Below are 15,941 nucleotides of genomic sequence, written 5' to 3' on the forward strand. Positions count from 1 at the left end.
CACGCGGGGCCGGCTCAGCCGAGGCGCCCCCGCTTGGCCTCCATCGCGGCGCGGCCCTGGGCGCCGCGCATCTTCCAGACGCGCCGCATCTCGTCCCGCAGGCGGGCGTCGGTGCGGGCGGCGAGCCGCTGGTTCTCGCGCAGCAGCTTGCGGTAGCTGTCGAGGCGGCGCGGGGGCAGCGTCCCGTCGTCGAGCGCGGCCAGCACGGCGCATCCCGGCTCGGCGTCGTGGGCGCAGTCGTGGAACCTGCACCCCTGTGCCAGGGCCTCGATCTCCGAGAAGACCTGCCCGACGCCGGCCTCGGCGTCGAAGAGCCCGACGCCGCGCAGCCCGGGGGTGTCGATCAGGACGCCGCCGGTCGGCAGGACCAGGAGGTTGCGGGTGGTCGTGGTGTGCCGGCCCTTGCCGTCGACGTCGCGCACGGCGTGCACGTCCATGACGTCGGCGCCGAGCAGGGCGTTGGCGAGCGTCGACTTGCCCGCTCCGGACTGGCCGAGGAGCACTGACGTCCCGTCGAGGACCGCGCCGAGCACGTCGATGCCGTGGCCCTGCTCGGCGCTGACCGCGAGGACCTGCACGCCGGGCGCCGCCGTCTCCACGTCGGAGACGAGGTGCGCGGTGGTCGCGGCGTCCGGCACCAGGTCGGCCTTGGTGAGGACGACGACGGGCTGGGCCCCGGACTCCCACGCCAGGGCGAGGAACCGCTCGATACGGCCGAGGTCGAGCTCGGCGGCGAGCGACACGGCGATCACGGCGTGGTCGACGTTGGCCGCGAGGATCTGGCCCTCCGACCGCTTCGACGAGGTCGACCGCACGAAGGACGTGCGGCGCGGCAGATACGTGCGGACGTAGCGGGGATCGCAGCCGTCCGCGTCGACCACCGCCCAGTCGCCGGTGCAGATGACCCGCAGCGGGTCGTGCGGGGTGACGAACTCCGTGTCGGCGCGCACGGGTCCTTCGGGCGTGACGATGTCGCACTGACCGCGGTCGACACGGACGACGCGACCGGGCACGAGGCCCTGAGCGGCGTACGGGGCGAACGCGGCGGCCCAGTCGTCGTCCCAGCCGAAGTCGGCGAGAGGATGCCGGGACATGTCAGTGGAGAAAGGGGAGTTCAAGGGGTGACCCTTCGCAAGGGTGGCCCCGGCGCGCGCTCACAGGCGCGGGAGAGGTGGTTCGGTCAGCCGGTGGCCACGGAGGTGGGACGAACGGGCTTCTGGACGCGGGCGGCGCCCTGCGTGACGGCATTCATCGAAGTCCACCTCCTGGCTTCTCGCGTGTGTGCGCACACCACTGCGTGGCGGGCGTCGCCGAGCGTACGGGACGGGACGGGCGGGGCGCCAAGGATTATTCCCGGCGGGTCGCCCCGCCGGCCTGAGCCTCCGTTGCGACACCGCTCCTCGCGCCCCAGAAATCGGCCAGGAGGGCAAGCAGTGACGTCCGGTCGAGGTTCGGGTGGAGGCTGTAGATGACCTGGCCGAGGCGCAGCGCCACCGCCACCTGTTCACCCGGCTGGAGCCGCAGGCGCTCCATGACGTCCGCGGCCGTGAACGGCAGGCGCCGTCCGATCTCCGCGAGGAGCGCCTGCTCCATATGGCGGCTGGTCACCTCTTCGAGGTCGGCGGTCGCGGGGACCAGGGACAGCGCGTCCGACCAGCGCTTGCGGTAGCGGTCGCGGATCTGGACGAGGTCGAGGCCTTCGCAGCCCAGGTCACCGGCCGCCCGCTGAAGAGCTTCCAGGTAGTCGACGACGACGTCCGTGCGACTGAGACGGTCCCGCCACTGGTTGGCCATGCTCACGCTGTCGGGGTGCTGCTCGACGGCCCGCGCGATGCCGATGGCGACCTCCAGGTAGGCGAGCGCCGATTCGAGCAGCTTCGCCAGGCACGGTTCCCACTGGGTGGGCCCCGGGACCCGCGACCCGCAGGCATCCTTGAACCAGGTGTAACAGGTGTCCCGGGTCGCACGGTCGCGCGTGGAGCCGGGGTCGAGGTTGTGGGCGAAGAACGTACGCAGCCGGCCGAGCGCGTACGTGAACCGGCCGGCCTCCTCGGCGTCCGTGCCCACCCGTCCGGCCTGCGCCAGAAGGTACTTGAGGCTGGTCCCCCACGCTTCGACGAGCCAGGAACTGAGCCAGATCGTCGTGGTGACGAAGCCGTGCTGCGGGCTGGACAGGTCGGGCCGCGGCGCCGTGACATCGTTACCGACTCGACAGGACGTCAGCGCGTCACAGAGTAGTTCCAACTCGGCTTTGCGTGCGTCCAGTTCGGCGAGGGTGACGAGCAGTCCGGGGGGTGCGAGGGCCAGTTGCCGGCCGGTTCCGCTCACCGTTGCACCGGCCCGGCGGGGGTCCGCCTCACCTGTGCCGGGATGCCGGTGACGATGGTGGGACCTCGCCGGTCACCGGGCCTGCGAGCGGGCTCCAGGAGCAGTCCGCGCAGGTTGAAGGCGACGTAGGCTTCGGACAGGGCCTGCCCCTGGGCCGGGTCGCTGATGCCGAAGTCGTAGGGCTGGAAAGCCACTTCGCGCCCGAGCTCCTCGACCCAGCACAACCCCTTGCGCTGGTCGGGGTCGACGCGGCGCACGACGGGGTGGTACCTGCGCGGGTTCCCGCCGGGCTCACTGGCCAGGTACATCACGACGACGCGCCGACGGTAGGCGTAGGACTGCTGGTCCGCCCTGCGGAACGAGTCGAAGGCGGACGACACCTGGCCGAGATGGAAGAGCGCGAGCGCGCGCATGAACTCGACGCGCATCAGGGACAGTTCGTCCGCCGCCTGCAGCCGGCCCGCGAGTTCCAGGCACTCGGACCAGTCCCGCTGCGTGAGCGGCAACGTCAGACGTTCGCCTCCCATGAACCGGTAGCCGGTCTTGGCCAGCCAGAACAGGTCGACGAGGAGGCGGATGCAGCGCTTGTCGTTCACGGCCTCGGCGTGGGTGCGCAGGTGTTTCAGCGCGACGAGGATCCCCTCTGGATCCGGTTCGTTGCGGATGAGGCCGCTCACCCTGAGCGCGTACAGATAGGCGGCGAGGGGCGCGTCGTGCCGCGCGAGCTCCTGGAGACGCTCGTCGGCGACTTGGTCGTCACCCGCGATGGTCGCGATGTCGGCGAAGCGCGCGTTGTACTTGGCCTCCTGCTTCGGGCTGAGCTCACCGACGTCGATGAGCAGCAGCCGTGAAAGGCATTCGGCGAGCAGCATGGTGGCTTCGCGCTGAGGCAGGGCTTTCTTGTCGAACACGTCGACGGTGACCCAGCACAGGACGTCCACCGGGTAGTACTTGTCGGTCGCCTGGCTCATCGAGTCGGTCGTGATGCGCAGCACCCGCAGGACGAGTTCGACGACTTCGGTCTCCGGCATCGGCGAGGGCACGGAACCGTTCGGTCCGCTGCGCAGCAGCTCGTAGATCTTCGCTCCGGCGACACTGGCCTGTTCCACCATCAGGTTGGCGCGGACACCGGTGCGCGACGAGGACGACAGGGTGGCGAGGGCCGACTCGACGACCAGCTCGGCCCGTTCAAGGACCTCGGCGCGCTGCTCCACGTTGGGCTGCCGGTTGCGCTGCGCGAACTTGACCCACTCGCGGCACAGGTTCGTCTCCAGCAGGGCGAGCCGCGGATTGGCGATCACACTGGCCCCGTTGGCCTGCGCGATGGCGTCCGCCATGCGCAGGAAGTGCTGGGCGTAGCGCGCCTCCTGCTCCCCCTGCGGGCCGATGCGGTTGAGGAGGTCGACGGCGAACTGGACCTCGGGGCCGCCGACGTAGGTGCTGTCCGGGCGGATCGCGGAGAGTACCTCGGCGATGGCCTTGATCTCGGACTCTCCGCTGGTCTGCTCGGCCGTGACGAGGATCTGCGCCTCCAGCTCGTTGCGGGCGGACAGCAGGTAGTTGCCGTGCCGGTCCTCGAGCCAGCGGACGAGGTCGACCTTCCCCAGGAGTTGGGGAAGGTTGCGCACGCCGTCGCGTCCGACGACGCGCAGGGCGAGTTCGAGGGGGATGGACTGACCGTGGCGGGAGGCCACGAGGACGACGTTGACGAGCCGCTCGTACGGGCCGCGGAAGGCCTCCGAGCCCGAGGAGTCGCCCATCTCGCTGAGTGCGGCCTCCAGGTTGTCGACCAGACCCGCCTTCTCCAGGGCCGCTGCCATCGCGGTCGGCGGTACGTACTCGGAAGACGTGCTGATGGCGGAGGCCAGGGCAGACTCGGTGTGCCGCAGTTCGAGCACGAGGCCGCCGCTGACGGGGCCCCGGCTCTCCGGGAGCAGCCGGTAGAGGGCCGACAGGAAGGTCTTGTCCTTCTGGATCAGGTTCTTGTCCCGGTCGGGAATGGTGATCCCGAGGGATTCGAGGTGCTGCGAGAAGCGGGTCATCTCGGCGCCGCTCAGCGACGCGGGGGCCTGGACGACGTGCCGGGCCGCCTTGCCGGTGTCGTCGGTCCGGTAGCAGCTGCCGACCAGCACCGCGCGGCGGCCCCGCGAGTCGAGATACTTGGCGAGCCGGAAGTACTCGTCGGGGTCGACCATGCCGTCCCAGACGAGGAGCGTGGTCGGGATGGACACCTTCTCGGCCCACTCGCAGAACGAGTCGATCGCCTCGAAGGAGGGGCGGTTCGCTCGGCGCGGTATGTGTACGACCGCGTGCTGCCCCTCCCGTGCGATGGCGTGCGCCAGCGACGCCAGGGCGATCGTCTTGCCGCTGCCCGTCTGCCCGCGCAGCAGCAGCGGCCGTTCCAGGAAGCCGCGGCTGGCGAGCGCCGCGTCGACCCGGTCGCGCAGCACACCCTCGTAGTCCCGGCGGAACGGCAGGCCGCCCGCGACCGCCGACCAGATGTTGGACGACTCCGTCGCGCCGAGGAACTCCCGGAACTTCAGATAGCGCAGCTCGTGCGACTGGGCGGGCGGTGCGGTGAGGAGGTCCACGTCGAGCGGCTGCCCGAAGGAAGCGACTGTGTTCCAGATCTCGCGCGGCACCTCGTGCAGTTCTCGGCCGTGCCGGATCTGGTGGCCGCCGGTGTCGAAGCGCTGGAGGTCGGTGAGGCGCCCGCGTCCCCTGGCGTCCTCGACATAGCTCGCGAAGTCCTCGGCGTGGGTGACGAGGGTGCCCTCCTCGACCGCCGCCGCGATGTACTCGTCCTCCAGCTCCGCGGACGTCGCCGAGAACAGGTGCGCCTGCTCGTGGCCGAGACGGTGCAGGACCCCGTACAGGTCCTCGGGGCTGAACCAGTCGTCGACGCCCCATGCCTCGATGACCAGCACGCCGCGTGGGGTGATGAGTTCGTCGGGCAGGCGCTGCGCCAGGGCGCGCGCCTCCGACTTGCGGGCACCGAGCGCGAGGCGGCCGGTGGGCGGCTGATTCTCGGGCGGCTGGTCGGCGCCGCCGAAGAGGAGAACGGCCTGCACCTGGCTCGTGCTGCGGGGCGCGGACGGGCGGAACGCTGATGAGGCCACGGGCTGCACCTGGCGCCACTCGTTGCGCAGGGCCCGCACGAACATCGAGTCGACCGCGGTGCTGAACACTCCGTTCCACGGGAGGCCGGCCACCAGGTCGAGCCAGGCGGGTGTGGTGAGTTCCGAGGCGGCCGAGGACAGCGCGGACAGGACCGCTTCCTTGCGGTCCTTCTTGACGCTCAACAAGACTTGATACAGGTCGAGTCGGCCGGTCGAGTCGGCCGCCGCGCGCGAGACGGGTCCGACGAGCGGATCCTCACCGCTCTCCAGGCCCAGGTATTTCTGCCCCAGGAGGAGGAAATTGGGACCCTGCTCGAGACGGTTGACCAGGTCCTCGTAGTGAGCGCTCATCGCTCTCCTCACGAACGGCGTGCCCGACCTGCCCAGCATAGAGATCGCCGGATCGGCACGGCGCGAGTCGACGGAATCGGAATCGTCGTCGACAGCGCTTCCCGCGACTACTTACCGCCCAGTAATATCGCGGGCGTCGCTCCAGATCTCCCCAGGAGGCCCCCGTGCCCCGATCACCTGCCGGCCCCGGCACCGACACCCGTAACGGTTCCCGCTCCGGCCCGACGGCTCGCTCCAGGTCCCGTTCGTCGTCCACGCGCACGTCACTCGCGCTCGCCGGGCTGCTCGCCGGTGCCGGAGTGACGCACTTCGTCGCCCCGAAGCCCTTCGACGCCACGGTGCCCCGCGCGCTGCCGGGCTCCGCGCGCGCGTGGACGTACGCGAGCGGTGCCGTCGAGCTCGCGCTCGCGGCCGGTATCGCGCTGCCGTGGACGCGCCGCAGGGCCGCCCAGGCCACGGCCGCGTTCTTCGTGGGCGTCTTCCCCGCCAATGTGCAGATGGCGGTCGACTGGCGCGACAAGCCCGCGCCGCTGAGGACCGCGGCCCTCGCGCGGCTTCCCCTTCAGGTGCCGCTCGTCCTGTGGGCGCGCGGCGTGGCCAAGGCCCAGGAGGCCGGATCATGAGCAAGCGCGTCGAAGCGGGCGACACCGTCGAGGACTTCACCCTGCCGGACGAGAGCGGAACCCCGACGCGGCTGTCGGAGCTGCTGAGCGAGGGCCCCGTCGTCCTGTTCTTCTACCCGGCGGCCATGACGCCCGGGTGCACCGCCGAGGCCTGTCACTTCCGGGATCTCGCGGCCGAGTTCGCGGCCGTCGGCGCGCGGCCCGTGGGGGTCAGCGCCGATCCGGTCGAGCGCCAGGCGGAGTTCGCCGGGAAGCACACGCTCGGCTTCCCTCTGCTCTCGGACGCGCAGGGCGAGGTGCGCGAGCGGTTCGGGGTCGCGCGCGGCTTCTCGATCGCGCCGACGAAGCGGGCCACGTTCGTCCTCGGACAGGACCGCGTCGTCCTCGAGGTGGTCCGCAGCGAGTTCCGCATGAGCGCCCACGCCGACCGTGCGCTCGCGGTGCTGCGGGAGCGGGCGGCCTGACCACAGCCGGACCGGGCGGGCGGCCTGCCGTCACCGCACCTCGGCGACCACCGGGACGCCCCGCCGCCCTCCTCGGGCTTCACTGTGGCGACCCGGCCGGTCGCGTACGCACTCGGTGAACTCGCCCTGCTCCTGGGCCGAAAGGACGATGCCGCCGCCCGTCTCGCGCGGGCGACGGCCGTCGCCGACCGGGGGCACCGTCCGTGCGGGCGAAGCCGCGGCTAGCCGGCCGGGGCGGTCTCCGGCGCGAGACTGTCCATGAACGAGCTGACGGAGAACACGGCGCGGCCGGCGCCCGCGGGGCCGTAGCCGGGGGGCGAGGACAGGCCGTACTCCTCCATCGTGGAGCGGTAGGCCTCCAGGAGCCGGATGTGGTACTCCAGCGGCGCGCCCTGCGGGTTGGCCTTGCCGAGCGGGGTCGTCGGCTCGGGGCACCACGTGGTGAAGCGGGGCGTGATGCCGTGCGACATGAAGAAGCGCAGGCCCTCGGTGGTGGAGGCGATGGCCTCGTCGACGGTGGTGAAGCCGGAGGGCTCGGCCATCTCGACGCCGGCCACGAAGTTCGGGATCACATTGCGCGCGCCGAAGACGTCGGCCGAGTCGAGGATGCGCTTGTGCCACTCGTCACGGCCGACGTAGCGCTCCTTGCCCGGGCAGTACAGCTCGAACAGGCGGCGGTCCCACACCTCGTAGTTGGGGTGGTAGATCTGCACGCCGTAGTCCTTGAAGCGCTGCACGTCGTCCTTGGGCAGCGCCTGGGCGACGACCTTGCCGATCCAGCGGCCGGGGAAGTGCTCCTCGATGGCCTTGGCGTACAGGCCGTAGAAGTCGGCCTCGTCGCGGCCCTGGAGCTTGGAGGTGATCGCGCCGCCGGTGAGCGTGTAGGCGGTGGACGCCTTCGTGGTGTCGTACTTGTCGATGATCTGGAGGGCTTCGAGGACCTCGTCGACGTCCTTGACGCCGGTGTACGGGCGACCGGCCGCCTTGTGCTGGCGCCAGTTGTGGTTGATGTCGCAGTACTGGCACTCCTCCTTGGCGCCGAAGTACTGGCAGACGCGGAAGACGGTCAGATAGATCAGGTAGCCCCACTGGATGGTGGGGGCCACCTCCATGACGGACTTTCCGTTGGAGAGCTTGTGCCGGTAGTACTCCGGCATCGGCGGGACGCCGACGTCCGAGATCCGCTTCCCGTCGAGGTAGAGGCCGAGCATCCCGTCCTCGTCGGCCGCGACCCGGTAGGGCGACGACGGGTTCACGCGGACCGAGACGACCGTGCGTCGCAGGTCGTACGGGCCGCCGGTGAGGATGATCTCCTCCGGCGGGCGGCGCAGCGCGGCCTCGCCGAGCTCGGGGAGCGTGCCGTGGTCGAAGGAGAAGATGAAGTACGACTTCGGCTTGACGTCACCGGACTCGTTGTCGCTGAGCGCGGACTTGTCGAACGCCACGCCGCCGCGCAGCAGGTCCTCCTTGAACACCGCTTCCCGCGGTACGTGCGGGAAGCGCTCCATCAGGTCCTCGACCAGTGCCGTGCGGCTCTGCATCCCGTACTCCTCGCTCCCAGATTCAGTGCTCGAGAACTCACGGTATGCCCCCGCTTGCCGGTCAGCCCTGCCGGGTCCCCGCGCGCGCCACGATGTGGGCCGGGGCGGTGATGCCGGGCGGCAGCAGCGGGTCGGCGGTGGGCGCGCCCCAGCGGGAGGTCAGGGGCAGGGTGCCGGCCCACAGGCCGAGGGCGGCGTCGGGCCCGTCGCCGTCGTCGGGCGCACCCGAGCGGATCTTGACGGAAGCCTCGTCGAGGGGCAGCACCAGAAGGGTGGTGGCGGCCAGTTCCTTGCGGCTGGGCCGACGGGCGTACGTCCACTGGCCCGGGGTCGCGTGCTCGGTGAGGCGGCGCAGGCCCGCGAGTTTCTCGTCGGGGTCGGTGACCGTGCGCGGTACGCCGTGGATCATCGCGCTGCGGTAGTTCACGCCGTGCTCGAAGACGGAGCGGGCGAGGACCAGGCCGTCGACGTGGGTGACGGTCACGCATATCGGCGCGTCGGGTTCGGCGGCAAGGCTGCGGCTCGCCACCGATCCGTGCAGGTAGAGCCGGGTGTCGTCGCGGCCGTAGACGGTGGGGACGACGACGGGGCGGCCGTCGACGAGGACGCCGAGGTGGCAGACGAACCCCGCGTCGAGGATCGCCTCGAGGTCGGAGCGTTCGAGGCTGCCCTGCTCGCGGAGCCTGCTGTGGCGCGTGCGGTCGGTCTGCGGGAGCGTGCGCGACAGCGTTGTCGCGTTCTCGGTCTGGGTCATGCGGTCGGACGGTACTCCGTGGCGGTCACCCCCTCGCGGGCGGGGACTTTCACCAACCCCTTTTCAAACCCCTTGTCGAAAGGCCGCGGGCGGCCGTAGCGTCGAAACGGGCGCAGGAGGGGGACACGGTGAAGCGCACTTCCCGGGACATCAGGACGGCGAACCGGTACGCGGTGCTGCGCCACCTCGTCGCCAAGTCCCCCGCCTCCCGGGGCGAGTTGGCGGCGGCGACCGGGCTCAGTCAGGCGACGGTCGCCACGCTCGTGGGGGAGCTCACGGCGCTCGGTCTGCTCGTCGAGGTCGGTTTCGAGGAGTCCGCGGGCGGGCGTCCTCGCTCGCTGGTCGCGGTGGACGCGGCGGGCGGCGCGCTCGTCGGCGTCGACGTGGCGGAGACGTACGTGCACGCGGAGCTCTTCGATCTCGCGCTGGGCGTCGTGGCGCGCGCCGAGGAGGAGCTGCGGCCCGGCGAGTCTGCACCCCAGGAGGTCGTCGGCCGGATCGCCGCGGCGGTGGGGACCGTGGTCGACGCCGCGGGCGCGCGCCGGCCGCCGCGGGTGCTCGGGGTGGGCGTCACGATGCCGGGGCAGGTCGACCGCGAGCGAGGCGTCGCGGTCCGCGCCGCGAACTGGGGCTGGCGCGACGTGCCGCTCGCCGCGCTGCTCGGCGAGCGCCTCCCCTACCCGGTCCACCTCGACAACCCGCTGCGGGCGGCGACGGTCGCGGAGCTGTGGTTCGGTGCCGCGCGGGGCCGCGACGACGCCGTGGTGATCAACCTCGGCACCGGCGTCGGCGCCGGCCTCGCGCTCGGCGGCGCCCTGCACCGCGGCGTCACGAACAGCGCCGGCGAGTGGGGTCACACCACCCTCGTGCTCGACGGGCGGCCCTGCCGCTGCGGCGGCGCCGGGTGCGTGGAGGCGTACGTGGGAGCGCCCGCCATCATGCGCACACTGCGCGAACTCGCCCCGCACAGCGTGCTGTCGACCGACGGGGACCAGACCGCCACGATCGGCGCGCTCGGCCGCGCGGCCGCCGACGGCGACCCGGTGGCGTTGCGGGTCGTCCGGGAGACCGCCCGCCATCTCGGCGCCGCCGTCGCGGACCTGGTGAACCTGCTCAACCCCGAAGTGATCGTCCTCAGCAGCTGGGTGGCGGCCGCGCTCGGTACGCCCCTGCTGACCGAGGTGCGCGAGGCCGTCGCGCGGCACGCGCTGGGCAGCCCGTTCGCGGCCACCGAGATCGTCCTGTCCCCGATACCGACCGACCCCGTGAGCCTGGGCGCGGCGACCTTCGCCCTGGAGGGCGTGCTGTCGTCGCCGGGCCTGACCGGCACCACCCTCACTCCGCACACGACCTGACCGTCGACACGACCTGACCGTCAAGGAGAACGATGTCCCTCCCCGAGGTGTCCCTCCCCGAGGAATCCGCACTCCCCTACTACGAGCAGGTGTCCCCCGGGACCGGCGGTGTCGCGCCGCGCTCCTGGTACGCCGCCTCCGACGCCGCGTCCCTGTCCCTGGACGGCCAGTGGCGCTTCCGCCTCTCGGCGACGGCTGACGCGCACGACGAGTCCTTCGCTCGTCCCGGCCACGACGCGTCCGCCTGGACGGAGCTGACGGTGCCCGGGCACTGGGTGCTCCAGGGCGACGGGGTCCACGGGTCACCGGCGTACACGAACACCGTCTACCCGTTCCCCGTCGACCCGCCGCGTGTCCCGACCGAGAACCCGACCGGTGACCACCTGCGCGTCTTCGACCTGCCGGACGACTGGCCGGCGTCGGGCGCGGCCGTGCTGCGCTTCGAGGGGGTCGAGTCGTGTGCGCGGGTCTGGCTGAACGGCGAGGAGCTCGGCGAGTTCAAGGGCTCACGGCTGCCGCACGAGTTCGCGGTCGAGGGGCTGCTGCGCCCGGAGGACAACGTCCTGGCCGTACGCGTCCATCAGTGGTCGTCCGGCTCGTACCTGGAGGACCAGGACCAGTGGTGGCTGCCCGGCATCTTCCGTGGGGTCACGCTGCTGCACCGGCCCGACGGCGCGGACGCCGACTTCTTCGTGCACACCGCGTACGACCACCGCACCGGGGAGGGCACGCTGCGGGTCGAGGCGAGCGCGGGCGGGCGCGTGACCGTGCCCGAACTCGGCGTGGACGTCCGCGCGGGTGAGCCGGTGACGCTGCCGGTGGAGCCGTGGACGGCCGAGACGCCGCGTCTGTACGCGGGTGAACTGGCCACGCCGGGCGGGGAGATCATCCCCTTCCGCGCCGGCTTCCGGACCGTCGCCGTGCAGGACGGCGTCCTCAAGGTCAACGGGAAGCGGATCCTGTTCCGCGGCGTCAACCGGCACGAGTTCCATCCGGAGCGCGGCCGCGCCGTGGACGAGGAGACGATGCGGCACGACGTCCTCCTCATGAAGCGGCACAACATCAACGCCGTGCGGACCTCGCACTACCCGCCCCACCCGGCCTTCCTCGACCTGTGCGACGAGTTCGGCCTGTGGGTGATCGACGAGTGCGACCTGGAGACGCACGGCTTCACCCACGAGCGGTGGCGGCGCAATCCGGTCGACGACGAGCGCTGGACCCCGGCGCTCCTCGACCGGGCGGCCCGCATGGTGGAACGCGACAAGAACCACGCCTCGGTGATCCTCTGGTCGCTCGGCAACGAGTGCGGCACGGGCGCGGGCCTGAGCGCGATGGCCGCCTCGATCCGCGACCGCGACCCGTCCCGCCCCCTGCACTACGAGGGCGACCCGTCGTGCGCCGACACCGACGTCTACTCCCGGATGTACGCGGACCACGCCGAGGTCGAACGCATCGGCCGGTACGAGGACGAGGGCCCCGAGGCGCGCCGCGCGCTCCCGTTCGTCCTGTGCGAGTACGCGCACGCGATGGGCAACGGACCCGGCGGACTCTCCGAGTACCAGCGCCTGTTCGAGACGTACGACCGGCTCCAGGGCGGGTTCGTCTGGGAGTGGATCGACCACGGCCTCGCGGACGGGCGGTACGGGTACGCGTACGGCGGTGACTTCGGCGAGGAGCTGCACGACGGCAACTTCGTCTGCGACGGGCTCCTCTTCCCCGACCGCACGCCCTCGCCCGGACTCGTCGAGTACAAGAAGGTGATCGAGCCGGTCCTGATCGAGGGCGACGGGACCACCGGCACGGTCCGTGTCACGAACCGCCACGACTTCGCGGACCTCGCCGCGCTGGCCTTCACCTGGTCCTACGAGGTGGACGGCGCGGCGGTGGAGTCGGGCCCCCTCACCGTGCCCGCGCTCGCGCCCGGCGAGAGCGCGGACGTCAAGCTGCCCGCCCCGCCGGACGCGGCGCGGGGCGCGGAGACGCAGTGGACGGTACGGGCGGCGCTCGCCCGCGACACCGCGTGGGCGGACCGGGGTCATGTGGTCGCATGGGGTCAACTCCCCGTGTCCGGACGGCAGTCGGTGGTTCCCGCGGACGGGGTGTCGCCGGCGCGGGAAGCGGACGTCATCACGCTCGGCCCGGCCGTCTTCGACGCGCGGACGGGCGCGCTGCGGAGTGTCGGACAGGTGCCGGTCACCGGGGTGCGCCTGGACGTGTGGCGGGCGCCGACGGACAACGACAACGGCGCCGACTGGCAGGCGGACCGCCGGTTCGGCCCCCTGTGGCGCACGGCGGGTCTGCACCGCATGCGGCACCGCATCGACCAAGTCGCTCTGGAATCGGACGCGTTGTCGGTACGGACCCGGGTGGCCCCCGCGGCCGAGCAGTTCGCGCTCGGCACGGAGTACCGCTGGACGGCGGACGAGGCGGGCCGCCTGACCCTGACGGTCTCGGTGACCCCCGAGGGCGACTGGACGGTACCCCTCCCCCGCCTGGGCGTCCGCCTCGGCCTGCCGTCGTCCGCGACGCACGCACGCTGGTTCGGCGGCGGTCCCGGCGAGGCCTACCCGGACACGCGGGCCGCGTCGCGGCTCGGGCGGTGGGAGGCGTCCGTCGACGAGCTCCAGACTCCGTACGTGCGCCCGCAGGAGAACGGTGCGCGCGCGGACGTCCGCCGGGTGGAGATCGGCGGCCTGCGGATCGACGGCGAGCCGGAGTTCTGGTTCACGGCCCGTCGCTGGACGAGCGAACACCTCGACGCGGCCGAACACCGCACGGACCTGGTGGCCGGGGACACGGTGTGGGTGAACCTGGACCACGCCCAGCACGGCATCGGCTCCCAGTCCTGCGGCCCCGGCCCGCTCCCCCCGTACGTGCGCGAGGTGGCCCCGGCCACGTTCGCCTTCACGTTCTCGGCGGCGGGGTGAGCCGGGGGACACCGGAAGGTACGGCTCCGCACTCGGTTCGATCACGTATGGGACACGAGGCGTATGCCGGGACCGGGGGCGGTTCAGCCTGACCGCGTGGAGAGACAGCGCGGTGGATGCGTGCTCAACGGCTGCCTGACGTTGCTCGTCGTGGCCCTGGCCCTGGTGGGGTACGGCTGGTGGCGGCTCGAGACCGCCCCGGGACGTACCCAGGCCAGGGCCAGGGACGACGTCACGCTGGCCGCCGCCGAGACGAGAACCCGGCTGTCGGCGGCGGCCGCCGGAGGCACGCTGTTCGAGACGGAGCTGGACCGCGTGTTCCGCACGGGTCCTGACCGCTGGGCCGAGAAACGCGACGGACGGCACGTCACCGTCACCGCGCTCCTCACCGGCCGGACGGGCGTGTGGATGGGGACCGTGACCGCTGACGGCTGCTACGAGTTCACCGTCACCCCGGCCGCCGCACCGCCCCCGGTCGGCGAGCGCGAAGTGCCGGACGGGCGGTGCGAGCGGCTGCCCCCGCGCCCGGTCCGCGAACCGGCCGACGTGGCCCGGGACCTGGCCGCCGAACTGCGCGCGACGGCGTCGGAGGGGACGGCCGGCGACTCCGCGCGCTGGACGATCCTGACGTCGACCCCCGGGGTGCGGCTCCAGGACCGCGTGTACGAGGGCAGCGGGGCGGCGCAGTCGACCGTGGCGCTCGTCCGGCTCGACGGCGGGAGCGGACCGCAGGGGTGGGACTGCTACGAGTTCCGCGTACGGGCCCCGCACACCGCCACCTTCAAACCCCTGAAGCCGGACGGCTGTCACCGGATCCAGCGGCAGCGGGAGGCTCAGGCGCAGGCGGCCCGGCGGGACCGGCTCGATGAGGCGGCCGGAAGGATCCGGCGGGCGCTCGGGGACGCGGTGGCCGGGGACGGCCGGCTGACGGACGCCGAGACGCGGCGGGTGTTCGCTCTCCGGCAGGAGGACGCGGTCACGCCGCGGCAGGTCCTGGCGAACCTGACGCACACGGACCGCTCGGCGGACGGGGCCCGGATCACCCTGACCGCCCGCGTGAACGGGTTGCGCAGCACACCCTGGTACGAGGGCTGCTACGCGTTCCGGGTCGACCTGCGCGCCGGCTCGGTGACGGCCCGTACGACGGCCAAGGCTTGTCCCGTGCCCGGGAGTTGACGGTGCGAGCGGGCCGGAGTCGATCACGAACACCTGCTCGTAGGGGCTAGGTTGTTGTCCCTGTGACGGGATTCCTTCGTCCGGTGGTGAAGCGAATCTGACGATCGCGACGCGGAGCGTCGCCGCGTCCCTCCCTGCGGAGCAGGGAGGTGCGGCCCTGTGGACTGCCGGTGCAGAGCATCACGGCTCGCCTCCCGCTCGACCCGATCGAGCGGACGATGTACCGCGACATCAACGACGTCACCGACGACGACATCAACGTGTACGCGGCGGTGGCCTTCAAGCGCTGATTCCGTCCGGGCCCGGCAGGTTAGCGTCGTCGTATGACGTCACCTCCTCTTGCCGAAGCCCTCGCCGCGGGGCCGGTCGTCCTGGACGGCGGGCTCTCCAACCAACTGGAGTCCGCCGGGTACGACCTGAGCGACGACCTGTGGTCGGCGCGGCTGCTCGCCGAGCGGCCCGAGGCGATCGTGGCCGCGCACCTCGCGTACTACGAGGCGGGGGCCTCGGTGGCGATCACGGCGAGCTACCAGGCGACGTTCGAGGGGTTCGCGCGGCGCGGGATCTCCCGCGAGCGGGCCGCCGAGCTGCTCTCCCTGAGCGTCGGTTCGGCGCGCGAGGCGGCCCGGCTCGCGGCGGCGAAGGGGGTGCGGGGTCCGCTGTGGGTGGCCGCGTCGGCGGGTCCGTACGGGGCGATGCTGGCCGACGGTTCGGAGTACCGGGGCCGCTACGGCCTGACGGTGGCCGAGCTGGAGGCCTTCCACCGGCCCCGGCTCGACGCCCTCGCCGCGGCCGGGCCGGACGTGCTCGCCCTGGAGACCGTGCCGGACACCGACGAGGCACGGGCTCTGCTGCGGGCCGTGCGGGGGCTCGGCGTCCCGGCGTGGCTGTCGTACAGCGTCGCCGGTGACCGCACCCGCGCCGGGCAGCCCCTGGAGGAGGCGTTCGCGCTCGCCGCCGACGCGGACGAGATCGTCGCGGTGGGCGTCAACTGCTGCGCCCCCGAGGACGTCGAAGCCGCGGTGGCGCTGGCCGCACGCGTCACGGGGAAGCCGGTGGTGGCGTATCCGAACAGCGGCGAGTCCTGGGACGCGCGAGCGCGCGGCTGGCGGGGCGCGGCCACGTTCACCGCGGACCGCGTGGCCGGCTGGGAGCGGGCCGGGGCGCGGCTGATCGGAGGATGCTGCCGGGTGGGCCCCGCCCAGATCGCGGCGCTGGCCGACTCCGTACGTCACTGAGGTGGCGCGGGACACCGCGTTCAGCGACCGAGCGGGACGTGGCGGAGCGGTGTCCGATTCGTTCA

At 72.3% G+C, this 15,941-nt stretch carries 11 protein-coding genes; 6 read left to right on the plus strand and 5 right to left on the minus strand.

Going from position 1 to position 15,941, the window contains the following annotated elements; all coding sequences use genetic code 11:
• Positions 1 to 14 precede the first annotated feature (14 nt).
• The 3 genes from rsgA to ACFC96_RS02540 form a co-directional block, all read right to left on the minus strand.
• Positions 15 to 1,094 carry a ribosome small subunit-dependent GTPase A gene (gene rsgA, locus ACFC96_RS02530; protein WP_376609730.1) on the minus strand — a complete coding sequence of 360 codons (1,080 nt, stop codon included), beginning with the start codon at positions 1,092 to 1,094 and terminating at the stop codon, positions 15 to 17.
• 253 nt (positions 1,095 to 1,347) lie between these two features.
• On the minus strand, positions 1,348 to 2,328 hold the full coding sequence (locus tag ACFC96_RS02535; protein WP_376609732.1) for a hypothetical protein: 981 nt from the start codon (positions 2,326 to 2,328) through the stop codon (positions 1,348 to 1,350).
• Entirely contained in the window at positions 2,325 to 5,798 is a 3,474-nt protein-coding gene (locus ACFC96_RS02540) for a hypothetical protein (RefSeq protein WP_376609733.1), read from the minus strand. The genes ACFC96_RS02535 and ACFC96_RS02540 overlap by 4 nt, the downstream gene beginning before the upstream one ends.
• A 281-nt stretch (positions 5,799 to 6,079) precedes the next feature.
• On the opposite strand from ACFC96_RS02540, the gene ACFC96_RS02545 reads away from it, so the two are divergent.
• Both ACFC96_RS02545 and ACFC96_RS02550 read left to right on the plus strand, forming a co-directional pair.
• Positions 6,080 to 6,421 carry a hypothetical protein gene (locus ACFC96_RS02545; protein WP_376252094.1) on the plus strand — a complete coding sequence of 114 codons (342 nt, stop codon included), beginning with the start codon at positions 6,080 to 6,082 and terminating at the stop codon, positions 6,419 to 6,421.
• On the plus strand, positions 6,418 to 6,885 hold the full coding sequence (locus ACFC96_RS02550; protein ID WP_227298035.1) for a peroxiredoxin: 468 nt from the start codon (positions 6,418 to 6,420) through the stop codon (positions 6,883 to 6,885). Before ACFC96_RS02545 ends, ACFC96_RS02550 begins: the two co-directional genes overlap by 4 nt.
• A 221-nt stretch (positions 6,886 to 7,106) precedes the next feature.
• On the opposite strand, the gene ACFC96_RS02555 is transcribed toward ACFC96_RS02550, so the two are convergent.
• The gene (locus ACFC96_RS02555) at positions 7,107 to 8,426 is read right to left on the minus strand and encodes a radical SAM protein (RefSeq protein ID WP_376251202.1); all 1,320 of its coding nucleotides are present in this window, start codon (positions 8,424 to 8,426) and stop codon (positions 7,107 to 7,109) included.
• A gap of 61 nt (positions 8,427 to 8,487) precedes the next feature.
• Complete coding sequence (locus tag ACFC96_RS02560; RefSeq protein ID WP_227298029.1) at positions 8,488 to 9,180, minus strand: pyridoxamine 5'-phosphate oxidase family protein; 693 nt, start codon at positions 9,178 to 9,180, stop codon at positions 8,488 to 8,490.
• A 128-nt stretch (positions 9,181 to 9,308) separates the two neighbouring features.
• Here ACFC96_RS02560 and ACFC96_RS02565 point away from each other — a divergent pair, with 128 nt between their 5' ends.
• The 4 genes from ACFC96_RS02565 to mmuM all read left to right on the plus strand — a co-directional run bounded on the left by ACFC96_RS02565 (position 9,309) and on the right by mmuM (position 15,876).
• Positions 9,309 to 10,535: an ROK family protein gene (locus ACFC96_RS02565; RefSeq protein WP_376609735.1), complete on the plus strand. Its 1,227-nt coding sequence runs from the start codon at positions 9,309 to 9,311 to the stop codon at positions 10,533 to 10,535.
• A 32-nt stretch (positions 10,536 to 10,567) separates the two neighbouring features.
• Positions 10,568 to 13,462: a glycoside hydrolase family 2 TIM barrel-domain containing protein gene (locus ACFC96_RS02570; protein ID WP_376609737.1), complete on the plus strand. Its 2,895-nt coding sequence runs from the start codon at positions 10,568 to 10,570 to the stop codon at positions 13,460 to 13,462.
• A gap of 96 nt (positions 13,463 to 13,558) precedes the next feature.
• Positions 13,559 to 14,638: a hypothetical protein gene (locus ACFC96_RS02575; protein WP_376227881.1), complete on the plus strand. Its 1,080-nt coding sequence runs from the start codon at positions 13,559 to 13,561 to the stop codon at positions 14,636 to 14,638.
• 323 nt (positions 14,639 to 14,961) lie between these two features.
• A complete protein-coding gene (mmuM, locus tag ACFC96_RS02580; RefSeq protein ID WP_376251195.1) occupies positions 14,962 to 15,876 on the plus strand; it encodes a homocysteine S-methyltransferase in 915 nt (304 codons plus the stop codon).
• The last annotated feature ends 65 nt before the right edge of the window (positions 15,877 to 15,941 follow it).

It is taken from the genome of Streptomyces sp. NPDC055955, assembly GCF_042270245.1.
Classification (GTDB): Bacteria; Actinomycetota; Actinomycetes; order Streptomycetales; family Streptomycetaceae; genus Streptomyces.

Coding starts and splice junctions, on each gene's coding strand:
- rsgA (WP_376609730.1), bottom strand. CDS start 1,094: ATGTCCCGGCATCCTCTCGCCGACTTCGGCTGGGACGACGACTGGGCC.
- mmuM (WP_376251195.1), top strand. CDS start 14,962: ATGACGTCACCTCCTCTTGCCGAAGCCCTCGCCGCGGGGCCGGTCGTC.
- ACFC96_RS02555 (WP_376251202.1), bottom strand. CDS start 8,426: ATGCAGAGCCGCACGGCACTGGTCGAGGACCTGATGGAGCGCTTCCCG.
- ACFC96_RS02570 (WP_376609737.1), top strand. CDS start 10,568: ATGTCCCTCCCCGAGGTGTCCCTCCCCGAGGAATCCGCACTCCCCTAC.
- ACFC96_RS02550 (WP_227298035.1), top strand. CDS start 6,418: ATGAGCAAGCGCGTCGAAGCGGGCGACACCGTCGAGGACTTCACCCTG.
- ACFC96_RS02540 (WP_376609733.1), bottom strand. CDS start 5,798: ATGAGCGCTCACTACGAGGACCTGGTCAACCGTCTCGAGCAGGGTCCC.
- ACFC96_RS02560 (WP_227298029.1), bottom strand. CDS start 9,180: ATGACCCAGACCGAGAACGCGACAACGCTGTCGCGCACGCTCCCGCAG.